The following is an 11,642-nucleotide window of genomic DNA, read 5'->3' on the forward strand; positions in this document are numbered from 1 at the left end:
TCACATTCTGAAGGATCAACATGCCAGATCCGGCCGGGAGTTGAGTGCGTACCGGTTCTGGTGTGAACTCTTGACGGCGTCCGGCGCCCCCAGTTAACTCACGCCGTGATCTAAGTCGTGAGTTGGACTGGGTCATGTGTTGCGCTGGCCGCGTCCCGGTCAGTCGTCAGTGGACTTACGAGAGCCAAAGGGAAGGTCCATGCGAAGAACCGCCCTGATCGCCTCCGCCGCCCTGCTCACCGCCCTGCTCCCGCTGACCGCCGCCGGCACCGCGTCCGGCGCCGCCGACCCGCCGCCGGTGCCCGTCGACCGCTTCGAGGGCGAGGTCCCCTTCGCGGGCCAGCCCGCCGAGGGCATCTTCACCTGGGGCGGCGACGCCGACGACCCGCCCGCCCTCCAGCTCGCCGAACGAGCCGACGCCCCCGAGGGCGCCAAGGTCCTCACCGGCACCTACGACATCAGCGGCTACGGCGGCTTCACCCACGACTTCGCCGCGACCGAACCCGCCCACGACTGGTCCGCCCACCGGGGCATCCGCTTCTGGTGGGACGGCCGGAACACCACCAGGAAGATCTCCTTCGAGATCAAGGACGGCGGTGCGAACGGCGAGGCCTCCGAGCTGTGGACGACCTCCTTCACCGACGACTTCACCGGCTGGAAACAGATCGAGATCCCCTTCGCCGACTTCGTCTACCGCACGGACTACCAGCCCGTCGGCGGGATCGACCACGTCCTCGGGCTGACGCAGATGTGGGGCTACGCCCTCACCCTCCCGGTCGGCCTCCAGGGCCAGTTCGCCATGGACGACGTCGAGCTGTACGGCAGGGCCGACCAGTCTCTGCGGGCCTCCGTCACCACCGACGCCGCGGTCTACCCGGTCCGCGAGGGCGGCACGGCCGCCGTCGAGGTCTCCGTCGCCACCACCGGCTCCGCCCCCATCGACGAGCCCGTGACCGTCGCCTACGAGAGCGCGGGCGGCACCGCCACCCCCGGCCGGGACTACGCCCCGGTCCACGGCGAGATCACCTTCCCGGCGGGCACCGCCTCCGGCGCCGGCCGCGTCATCAAGGTCCCGACCCTGCGCGACAAGTCCGCAGAGGCGGCCGAGACGATCCCGCTCAAGCTCACGGTGACCGGCGCCAAGGCCCCCGCCGAGACCCCGCAGGTCGTGATCGACGCCCACGGACTGCCGTACCTGGATGCGAAACTGCCCGTGAAGAAACGGGTCGCCGATCTGCTGTCCCGGATGTCCCTGGCGGAGAAGGCCGGCCAGATGACCCAGGCCGAGCGCGGCGCGGTGGGCGACGGCGGTGACGTCGCCGCCTACGACCTCGGCTCGCTGCTCTCCGGCGGCGGTTCCACACCGACGCCCAACACCGCCGGGGCCTGGGCGAAGATGATCGACGGCTTCCAGCTCCGGGCGCAGGCGACCAGGTTCCAGATCCCGCTGATCTACGGCGTGGACGCGGTGCACGGCCACAACAACCTCGCCGGCGCCACGGTCATGCCCCACAACATCGGCATCGGCGCCACCCGTGACCCGGCCCTCGCCGAGCGGACGGGCGCGGTGACCGCGGCCGAGGTCCGCGCCACCGGCATCCCCTGGGACTTCGCCCCCTGTCTGTGCGTCACCCGCGACGAACGCTGGGGCCGCTCCTACGAGTCCTTCGGCGAGGACCCGGCGCTCGTCGAGTCCATGGAGACGATCGTCCAGGGCCTCCAGGGCGACCGCAGCGGCAAGGACCTCAAGCGCGGCGACAAGGTCCTCGCCACCGCCAAGCACTTCGTCGGCGACGGCGGCACCGGCTACGGCACGTCCACCACGGGCTCGTACACCGTGGACCAGGGCGTCACCAAGGTCACCCGGCAGGAGCTGGAGGCCGTGCACCTGGCGCCGTTCCGGACCGCGGTCGACCGGGGCGTCGGCACGGTCATGCCCTCCTACTCCTCGCTCGACATCGTCGGCGACGGCCTGGGTCCGGTGAAGATGCACGCCCGCGCCGACATGATCAACGGCGTGCTCAAGGGCCGGATGGGCTTCGACGGCTTCGTGATCAGCGACTGGAACGCCATCGACCAGCTCCCCGGCGACTACGCCTCGCACGTGCGCACCTCGGTCAACGCGGGCGTGGACATGATGATGGTGCCGTACTCGTACAAGGACTTCCGTACGGCCCTCGTCGCCGAGGTCACCGCGGGCCGGGTCGGCGAGCGGCGGATCGACGACGCCGTCTCCCGCATCCTCACCCAGAAGTTCGAACTGGGCCTGTTCGAGAAGCCCTACGCGGACACGGGCGGCGCCTCGCGGATCGGCTCGGCCGCGCACCGGGCCGTGGCACGGCAGGCCGCCGCCGAGTCCCAGGTCCTGCTGAAGAACGCGAACGGCGTACTGCCGCTGAAGAAGTCGCAGAAGGTGTACGTCGCCGGTTCGAACGCCGACGACCTGGGCAACCAGAGCGGCGGCTGGACCCTCACCTGGCAGGGCTCGTCCGGCCCGATCACCAAGGGCACGACCATCCTCCAGGGCATGCGCGACGCGGGCGGCGACGTCACCTACTCCAAGGACGCCTCGGCCCCGACCACCGGCTACGACGTGGGCGTGGTCGTCGTCGGCGAGACCCCGTACGCCGAGGGCGTCGGCGATGTCGGCAACGGCAACGACCTGGAGCTGACCGCGGCCGACAAGGCGGCCGTGGACAAGGTGTGCGCGGCCATGAAGTGCGCGGTGCTGATCGTCTCGGGCCGGCCGCAGCTCGTCGGCGACCGGCTCGGCGGCATCGACGCCCTGGTGGCCTCCTGGCTGCCGGGCACCGAGGGCGCGGGCGTGGCGGACGTGCTGTACGGAAGGCGCCCGTTCACCGGACAGCTCCCCGTCACCTGGCCCAGGTCCGAGGCCCAGCTGCCGGTCAACGTCGGCGATTCGGCGTACGACCCGCAGTTCCCGTACGGCTGGGGCCTGACGACGCTCGGCAAGGCACCCACGGGCGGTCTGTCGACGCTGAAGGCGCTCGGGCTGGCGGCGGCCGCCGCCGAACGGGCGCACCGCGGGACGGCGGGGCGCGCGCTCGTCACGAAGGCGCGGCTGCTCGTCCAGCAGAAGGCGGGGCAGCACATCACCGCGGCGCTGGCGAAGCCCTTCGCCGACGCCGACCATCTGCTCCTGACCGGCCGCTACGGCGCGGCCGTGCGGAAGCTGACGGAGGCGTACCGGGCGGCCTGACGCGGGTACCGCGTCTCTCGTACGGGTGAATGCCCCCTTCTGGGAGGCTTCGGGTAACTTCGAACCATGATGGATGTGGTACGGACCCGAAGCCTCCCCCTACTGGTGCCGGCCCTCCTGCTCGCCGCCCTCGCCGGGGTGTGGGCGGGCCCGGCACCCGCTTCCGGAATCCCGGGTGGCGCCGCCGCCCCGGCCGCCCCCGCCGTTCCGTACGTCACGAGTGTCGGCGCCGTCGCGGACGCTCTGCGCGCGAGCCCGGTGTACGTCGATCCGGCGGCCGCCGACCAGCTCTCGCCGTCCGAGGCGGACGCCCTGCGCGCGCAGATCAGGAAGGCCGACAAGCCCCTGTTCATCGCGGTCCTCCCGGCCGGCTACCCGACCGGGAACCTGTTCGCCGACCTGCGCACCGCCACCGGCGTCACCGGCCTGTACGCGATCCGCCTCGGCGACCGCTTCGACGCCCGCGCCGACGCCTCGGTGCTGCCCCGCACCGCGGTGCAGAACCTCGTCACCAGCGTCCAGGGCGAGAGCGACGCGAAGACCCAGCTGAGCGATTTCACCAGCCGGGCGTTGACCCACATGGGCGGTTCGGCGCCCGCGACCTGGGGGTCCTCCGGCGGGGCCGGTGGGGTGGCGACCGCCGCGTTGATCACCGCGGGCGTCGTCGTGGTGGCGGGCGGCGCGGCCGCCGTCGGACTGGCCCGTCGCAACCGCCGCCGTCGCGAGGCGGAACGGGGCGCCGCCCTCGACCGGCTGCGCGTCGTGGTGGACGAGGACATCACCGCCTTCGGCGAGGAACTGGACCGGCTGGACTTCCACCCGGCGGAGGCCGGGGCCGACGACGCCATGCGGGCCGACTACGAGCGCGCGCTGGACGCCTACGACCAGGCGAAGACGCTGATGGCGCAGGCCGCCGGGCCGGAGGACGTCCGCGCGGTCACCCAGGCCGTGGAGGACGGCCGCTTCAGCCTGGCCCAGCTCGCCGCCCGCCGGGCGGGCGGCCCGCTGCCCGAACGCCGGCCGCCGTGCTTCTTCGACCCCCGCCACGGCCCCTCCGTCGCCGACGCCGCCTGGACCCCGGCCGGCGGCGCCCCGCGCGAGGTGCCCGTGTGCGCGGCCGACCGGACGCGGCTGGCCGACGGCCGCGACCCGGTGATCCGGCAGGTCGACACCGAGTACGGCCGCCGCCCCTACTGGGACGCGGGTCCCGCCTACGGCCCCTGGGCCGGCGGCTACTTCGGCGGTGGCATCCTGCCCGGCCTGCTGCTGGGCACCGCGCTCGGCGGGGTGATGGCCTCCCCGTCCTACGCGTCCGACTACGGCACCGGCTACGGCGACTTCGGCGCCGGCGGCTACCAGGGCGGCGACGTCTCGGGCGCGGACTTCGACCCGGGCGACTTCGGCGGCGGGTTCGGCGACGGCGGGGGAGGCGATTTCGGCGGCGGGGGCGGCGGGGACTTCGGCGGCGGCTTCTGACGTACGTACGACGGGGCACGGGCCCGGCGCCGAGTGGCGGCGGGCCCTTGCCGGTGGCGGTCCCGAGGGGGACAGAGGGCGTCGGTCAGAGCGTGGCGGCGGCCGCGGCGATGGCCGAGGCGAAGGTGGAGACCTCGGAGTAGACGCCAGGGGCGTTGGCGCGGGCGCAGCCGATGCCCCAGCTCACGATGCCGACCTGGATCCACGCGCCCCCGTTGTCCTTGCGGAACATGGGACCGCCGGAGTCGCCCTGACAGGTGTCGACGCCTCCTGCCGCGTACCCGGCGCAGATCTCGTCGCTCGCGACCAGACCGCTGTAGCCGCTGTAGGTGCGACACGTGGCGTCGCTGACGAACGGCACGGTCGCCTTCAGCAGATAGCGCTGCTGGGCGCCGCCCTCGGTGGCCGAGCCCCAGCCCGCGATGGTGAAGGTGCCGGTGTTGTAGGCCGTGGTGGTGGCGATGGGCAGCGTGGGCAGGCTGATGGGCGAGGCGAGCTTGATGAGCGCCCAGTCCTTGCCGTTGCCGTTGTAGCCGGGAGCCCGGTAGACGTAGGTGGACTTGACCTGGACCCGGCCGGTGGTCGACTGGAGGTCCACGACACCGGCGGTGGCGGTGATGCCGGTGTTGGCTCCGGTGCGGCTCACGCAGTGCGCGGCGGTGAGCACGATCTGCGGGGTGTAGAGCGCGCCGCCGCAGCCCATGGAGAGCCGGACCATGAACGGGAACTCGCCCTGCGTGGCCCGGGTCCCGCCGACGACGGGCGCGGGGGCGGCCTGTGCGGCGGAGACGGGCTGGAGGCTGACGACCGCGAGGGCGGCCGCGCCGGCGACCGCCCATCTGCGGAGCGCCGTGAGGAGCTTCTTCACCGTGATGCCTTCCGTGGGGGTGAATGGCATGCACATGCCAAGCGCAAGGTGCGGGGGAGCCGTAAAGGGATGCCCATGTGCTGGCATGAGCTCGTCAAAATCTGTTGCTGGATTATGAGAACGCTGTGAGCGGACGCACAAGGGGGTGAATCCGGCCATCCGCACGGGCCCCCGGCGGCGCGTCACCGGCCGTCCGGCGTGCCCGTCACCCGCCGTCCGTGGTCTCCGCCTCCGCCGGCCGTCCCATCGGCGCCGTCGTGAGGCGCGGCACCTGGCGTTCCGTCGCGCCGAGCGCGCCGAGCGCACCGAGCGTGCCGAGCGCACCGAGCGTGCCGAGCGCGCCGAGCGCACCGAGCGCACCGGCCGACCAGGCGTCCCGTTCGGTCATGTCCCGCTCCAGCGCCTCGCGGCCGGGGTGAGCGTGAGCACGGACTGACGGCGGTCGCCGGTGTCGGGGCGCCGGGCGATCGGCCCGTCCGCCTCCAGCCCGGCGAAGACCCGGGTCGGCGGCTGGGGCCGCTGTCGCTCGCCCGCCGCGTCCCGGCCTGCTCTCGGCGCACTGCGCGCTCGGCGCCGCCGTGTCCACCGCCGGGACGGCCCTCGCGATCTGGATCCGCCGGTACGGCCCCCCGCCACGAGGGCGGGCACTCTGCCCGCCCTCCCGCTCGTCGCGCTCCTGGTTGTCCCGGGCCCGGCCCTGCCGCCCGCCGCCCGGTCCGGGCCGGCGACGGGGGCTGGTCGGCGACGGGGGCTGGTCGGCGCTGGTCGGAGCGCCGGCCTGCGGGTCCGTCCGGCTGGTGCAGGGGCTCGCCGACCTGCCCGGCGCCCTGAGGGCCCGCAGGGACCCCGGCCGCCCCCGGCCCGCAGGTCCCGCACCCGCGCCGGCTCGCCGCGCCTTTCGGCTGCGCCCCGGCCCAGTGCCCGGATGGCCCTCCGGGCGGCGGTCGGCGTGGGCGCGGCCTTCGCCCCGGGCGGCTGCTCCCGGTGCCCCGGCGGCGGCCGGTGGCAGGACGACCCGCTGTGCCACGTCCGCGACGCCCGACCGCGCACCGGGCACCGCCCGAGGACGAACGCGGCCCTCGCTGAACACACGGCGCGCCCGCCCTCTCCGCCAGGGGCGGGAGCAGGGCGGGCGCGCTGCGTCGTGGGCCGCTGTGCGGTGCGCCTCACGCGTTCTTGATCGCCGAGATGTCGAAGTTCAGCTTGATCTTGTCGGAGACCAGCACGCCACCCGTCTCCAGCGCCGCGTTCCACGTCAGGCCCCACGCGGAGCGCAGGATCTCCGCCTTGCCCTCGAAGCCGACGCGCTCGTTGCCGAAGGGGTCCGTGGCGGAGCCGTTGAACTCCAGGTCGATGGTGAGCGGCTTGGTGACGCCGAGGATGGTCAGGTCGCCGGTGATGCGGTAGTCGTCGCCGCCGAGGGCCTGCGCCTCGGTGGACCGGAAGGTCATCGTCGGGAACTCGTCGGCCTTGAAGAAGTCCGAGCTCTTGAGGTGGCCGTCACGGTCGGCGGAACCGGTGTCGACGCTGTTCATGGTGATGTCGATGGTCGCCGTGGACTTGGCCGGGTCGCTGCCGTCCAGGTGCAGGGAGCCGGAGAACTCGTTGAACTTGCCCTTGACGTTCGTGACCATCGCGTGGCGCGCCACGAAGCCGAACGAGGAGTGGGCCGGGTCGATCGTGTACTCACCGGTCAGTGCGGCGAGGTCGGGGGAGACCGTACCGGGGGTGGTGGCGGTCTCGGAGGTCGTGTCGTCGCTGCCCTTGCGGCCGAAGATGCCCATGACGTTGCTCCTTGGGGGACGGGGTCGCGGTTTCGTCCGAAACCGCGGAACCGGTGCTGGGGATTCTGTTGAATCTTCAACGAGGTAACGAGGTAGACGCTAGACCTATTCCGTACAAGTTTCAACATCATCCGCAATGTGTCCTTCAGGCTACGCTGGGTGATGATCCGTCGCCCTCGGTCCGGCCCCGGCGGGATCCGTGAGGGCGGACCCCGCTCCCGGCGTACCGCCGTACGGGTCCCGGTGTCACTCCGGGGACGGCAGTGCGGCCCGCGAATCCGAACCGGTCCGCGGCGCGGTCGTTTGTGAGACCCCGACAAGCGGGAAGCCCTCCGGACAGTCGGAAGGCTTGCATGGGGCCACCGTTCTGTTCAGTGGCACCAGGAAAACGGTCCGGAGACTGTACGGAGTCGACGGCTCGCTTTCCTTGGTGGGCTTCGTATGGTCGCTACATGACCGTTTTGGAAGAGACGACGGGTGAGCCGACGGACGCGCGGGGGCGTGTGGCCGAGCTGCACGAGATCCGTGTGCAGGCGCTGGCGGGTCCCAGCGAGAGGGCGACCGAGGCGCAGCATGCCAAGGGCAAGCTGACGGCCCGGGAGCGGATCGAGCTGCTCCTGGACCCGGGGTCCTTCCGGGAGGTCGAGCAGCTGCGCCGGCACCGGGCCACCGGGTTCGGGCTGGAGGCCAAGAAGCCGTACACGGACGGTGTGATCACCGGCTGGGGCACGGTGGAGGGCCGTACGGTCTTCGTCTACGCGCACGACTTCCGGATCTTCGGCGGCGCGCTGGGCGAGGCCCACGCGACGAAGATCCACAAGATCATGGACATGGCCATCGCGGCGGGAGCGCCGCTGGTGTCGCTGAACGACGGCGCCGGCGCCCGTATCCAGGAGGGTGTCAGCGCCCTCGCCGGCTACGGCGGCATCTTCCAGCGCAACACGAAGGCCTCCGGAGTCATCCCGCAGATCAGCGTGATGCTCGGCCCGTGCGCGGGCGGCGCGGCCTACAGTCCCGCCCTCACCGACTTCGTCTTCATGGTCCGCGAGACCTCGCAGATGTTCATCACGGGCCCGGACGTCGTCAAGGCGGTCACCGGCGAGGAGATCACCCAGAACGGGCTCGGCGGCGCCGACGTGCACGCCGAGACCAGCGGTGTCTGCCACTTCGCCTACGACGACGAGGAGACCTGCATCGCGGAGGTGCGCTACCTCCTGTCGATGCTCCCGCAGAACAACCGCGAGAACCCGCCGCGCGTCGAGCCGACGGACGCGGCCGACCGGCGCGGCGACGTCCTGCTGGACCTGGTCCCCGCGGACGGCAACCGTCCGTACGACATGGCCAAGGTCATCGAGGAGATCGTCGACGACGGCGACTACCTGGAGGTCCACGAGCGCTGGGCGCGGAACATCATCTGCGCCCTGGCCCGGCTCGACGGCCAGGTCGTCGGCATCGTCGCCAACCAGCCGCAGACCCTCGCGGGCGTGCTGGACATCGAGGCGAGTGAAAAAGCTGCGCGCTTCGTCCAGATGTGTGACGCTTTCAATATCCCGATCGTCACCTTCCTGGACGTGCCGGGATTCCTTCCCGGTGTCGACCAGGAGCACGGAGGGATCATCCGTCATGGAGCCAAGCTGCTGTACGCGTACTGCAACGCGACCGTGCCGAGGATCTCGCTGATCCTGCGCAAGGCGTACGGAGGTGCGTACATCGTCATGGACAGCCAGTCCATCGGTGCCGACCTCACCTATGCGTGGCCCACCAACGAGATCGCCGTGATGGGTGCCGAGGGCGCCGCCAACGTCATCTTCCGGCGCCAGATCGCCGAGGCCGAGGACCCCGAGGCCATGCGGGCCCGCATGGTCAAGGAGTACAAGTCCGAGCTCATGCACCCGTACTACGCCGCCGAGCGCGGCCTGGTGGACGACGTCATCGATCCGGCCGAGACCCGCGAGGTCCTCATCAGGTCCCTGGCCATGCTGCACAGCAAGCACGCGGACCTGCCCTCGCGCAAGCACGGCAACCCGCCGCAGTAGCCCTCGCGGCACCGTCCCCGCGGTAACCCCCGCAGTAACCCGGCGGATCCTCCGCGGTACCCCCGCGGAAACCTCTCTCACGGAGACTGACATCCATGAACTCTGACATTCGCGTCGAGAAGGGCCATGCGGAGCCCGAGGAGGTCGCCGCCATCACGGCGATCCTGCTCGCCCGAGCCGCGGCCCGTACGTCCACGGAGACCCCGGCGCACGGCGGCCACCGCAAGGCGGGCTGGCGCCGTCTGGAGCGCGAGCCCGGCTTCCGCGCCCCGCACAGCTGGCACGGCTAGGCCGCACCCCCACGCAGCACGAAAGGGCCCCTCTCTTCGGGAGAGGGGCCCTTTCGCGTCGTACGGGCATCGCAGAGGGCCGGTGGCGTCCGGCGACCCGCGGCCGGCGAGCGGCGGCCACAGGGCCGGGCAGCCGGTCGGGCGAGGCCCGTCACACGGACGGGGGGCGTACAGGCGTACGAGGGCGCTCACGGGCGTGCGGCCGAGCGGTCGGGTGCGGGAGCGGGCGGCTGGAGGGCGGCCGGCAGGAAAAGCAGATGGGCGGCCCTTCCCCGGTTCGGGAAGGACCGCCCATCTGTCGGTATGCGCGCGGGATCAGCGCAGGCGTGCCATCAGCGCGTGCTCGACCAGCGTGATCAGCGCCGACTTGGCGTCCGCGCGGTGGCGGGCGTCCGTCGTGATGATCGGGGTGTCCGGGCCGATCTGGAGCGCCTCGCGCACCTCGTCCGGCTGGTACGGCTGGTTGCCGTCGAAGCCGTTGAGGCCGATGACGAAGGGCAGACCGCTGTTCTCGAAGTAGTCGACCGCGGGGAAGCAGTCGGCGAGACGCCGGGTGTCCACCAGCACGATCGCGCCGATCGCACCGCGCACGAGGTCGTCCCACATGAACCAGAAGCGGTCCTGGCCGGGCGTGCCGAACAGGTACAGGATCAGGTCCTGGTCCAGGGTGATACGACCGAAGTCCATGGCGACCGTCGTGGTCGTTTTGTCCCCGGTGTGGGTGAGGTCGTCGATGCCTGCCGAAGCAGACGTCATGACGGCCTCCGTGCGCAGCGGGTTGATCTCCGAGACGGCGCCGACGAACGTGGTTTTACCCACGCCGAAGCCGCCCGCCACCACGATCTTCGCGGAGGTGGTGGAGCGGGAAGGACCGCCGCTAGAGCTTGCGAAGTCCACTGAGCACCCTTTCGAGCAGTGTCACGTCTGGCTGGCCGCCGGCGTTCTCGTCGCCGCCCGGCTGGTGGATCGCGACCAGTCCCGCCTCCGCCAAGTCGGCGACGAGGATCCTGGCCACACCGAGAGGGATCGACAGCAGGGCCGAGACCTCGGCCACCGACTTGATCTCTCGGCACAGGTTGCAGATCCGCTGATGCTCGGGCAACTGGCCCTGCATCTGTTGCGGAGATGCGGTGGTGTGTACCAGCGCCTCGATGGCGAGCTGGTACCGGGGCCTGGTGCGGCCGCCCGTCATGGCGTACGGGCGCACCAGGGGATTGTTCGAAGACCCGGCGGGTGCGGGCTCGGGGCCGCGGCGTTGCGGCTGCACCGGCTGGATGCGGGGCGCGTTCGGCTGGTCGTACGGCGACGGGCCGGGGCCCTGCGGCGCGTACGGCTGCTGGTGGCGCCGCTGGCTCGGCGCGGAGGGGAAGTTGTACGGGTTCTGCGAACCGTCGCCCTGGCCCTGGCCGGGTCCGTACGACCAGTTGCCCGATGAGCCGCCTGGGGGTGTTGCCACTTTCTCTCCTCCTCCGACTGTGCACTGGCATCCATCACTGTGGAGCCGCGTCCCGAAACCTTACGGCCCCGGGACGCCAATACGCACGGTTCGTCTGCTAGTTGAGAAGGCTCCCTTGGAGCTCCGCACGAAGATCCGGTGTCAGAACCGTACCTGCACGGTCCACCAGAAGGGCCATCTCGTACCCAATGAGACCGATGTCCGCATCGGGGTGGGCAAGGACAGCCAGCGAGGAACCGTCGGAGACGGACATGATGAAGAGGAACCCTCGCTCCATCTCCACGACCGTCTGGTTCACGTGGCCGCCCTCGAAGATGCGCGAGGCACCCGCGGTCAGCGAGGTCAGACCCGACGCGACAGCCGCAAGCTGATCGGCACGGTCACGGGGGAACCCTTCGGACATCGCCAGAAGGAGTCCGTCGGCGGAGACCACCACCGTGTGGGACACCCCCGGGGTGTTGTCCACGAAGTTGGTGATCAACCAGTTCAGGTTCTGCGCCGCCTGGCTCATC

General features: G+C 71.6%; 10 protein-coding genes. 4 read left to right on the forward strand and 6 right to left on the reverse strand.

Going from position 1 to position 11,642, the window contains the following annotated elements:
• The first annotated feature begins 199 nt into the window (after nt 1–199).
• Together ACWC24_RS07230 and ACWC24_RS07235 are read left to right on the forward strand one after the other, a co-directional pair.
• On the forward strand, nt 200–3,220 hold the full coding sequence (locus ACWC24_RS07230; protein ID WP_450661840.1) for a glycoside hydrolase family 3 protein: 3,021 nt from the start codon (nt 200–202) through the stop codon (nt 3,218–3,220).
• 66 nt (nt 3,221–3,286) lie between these two features.
• Nucleotides 3,287–4,696 (forward strand): hypothetical protein, encoded by a 1,410-nt coding sequence (locus ACWC24_RS07235; protein ID WP_450661841.1) that lies wholly within the window; start codon nt 3,287–3,289, stop codon nt 4,694–4,696.
• Nucleotides 4,697–4,781: 85 nt separating this feature from the next.
• Here the strand turns inward: ACWC24_RS07235 and ACWC24_RS07240 are convergent, their stop codons facing one another.
• The 3 genes from ACWC24_RS07240 to ACWC24_RS07250 form a co-directional block, all read right to left on the reverse strand.
• Complete coding sequence (locus tag ACWC24_RS07240; RefSeq protein ID WP_450661979.1) at nt 4,782–5,564, reverse strand: serine protease; 783 nt, start codon at nt 5,562–5,564, stop codon at nt 4,782–4,784.
• 205 nt (nt 5,565–5,769) lie between these two features.
• A complete protein-coding gene (locus ACWC24_RS07245) occupies nt 5,770–5,952 on the reverse strand; it encodes a hypothetical protein (protein WP_450661842.1) in 183 nt (60 codons plus the stop codon).
• A 778-nt stretch (nt 5,953–6,730) separates the two neighbouring features.
• Nucleotides 6,731–7,348, reverse strand: a complete 618-nt coding sequence (locus ACWC24_RS07250) for a YceI family protein (RefSeq protein WP_450661843.1) — start codon at nt 7,346–7,348, stop codon at nt 6,731–6,733.
• 503 nt (nt 7,349–7,851) lie between these two features.
• Between ACWC24_RS07250 and ACWC24_RS07255 the strand changes: the two genes are divergently transcribed.
• Both ACWC24_RS07255 and ACWC24_RS07260 read left to right on the forward strand, forming a co-directional pair.
• Nucleotides 7,852–9,384, forward strand: coding sequence for an acyl-CoA carboxylase subunit beta (locus ACWC24_RS07255; protein WP_450661980.1), 1,533 nt, complete (start codon nt 7,852–7,854; stop codon nt 9,382–9,384).
• A gap of 95 nt (nt 9,385–9,479) precedes the next feature.
• Nucleotides 9,480–9,674: an acyl-CoA carboxylase subunit epsilon gene (locus ACWC24_RS07260; RefSeq protein WP_450661844.1), complete on the forward strand. Its 195-nt coding sequence runs from the start codon at nt 9,480–9,482 to the stop codon at nt 9,672–9,674.
• A gap of 315 nt (nt 9,675–9,989) precedes the next feature.
• Here ACWC24_RS07260 and ACWC24_RS07265 read toward each other — a convergent pair whose 3' ends face one another.
• The 3 genes from ACWC24_RS07265 to ACWC24_RS07275 form a co-directional block, all read right to left on the reverse strand.
• Entirely contained in the window at nt 9,990–10,571 is a 582-nt protein-coding gene (locus ACWC24_RS07265) for an ATP/GTP-binding protein (RefSeq protein ID WP_162468656.1), read from the reverse strand.
• Nucleotides 10,552–11,130 (reverse strand): DUF742 domain-containing protein, encoded by a 579-nt coding sequence (locus ACWC24_RS07270; RefSeq protein WP_450661845.1) that lies wholly within the window; start codon nt 11,128–11,130, stop codon nt 10,552–10,554. The genes ACWC24_RS07265 and ACWC24_RS07270 overlap by 20 nt, the downstream gene beginning before the upstream one ends.
• A gap of 97 nt (nt 11,131–11,227) precedes the next feature.
• The gene (locus ACWC24_RS07275) at nt 11,228–11,641 is read right to left on the reverse strand and encodes a roadblock/LC7 domain-containing protein (RefSeq protein ID WP_152888434.1); all 414 of its coding nucleotides are present in this window, start codon (nt 11,639–11,641) and stop codon (nt 11,228–11,230) included.
• Nucleotide 11,642 lies beyond the last annotated feature (1 nt).

The organism is Streptomyces sp. NPDC001443, from assembly GCF_053597355.1.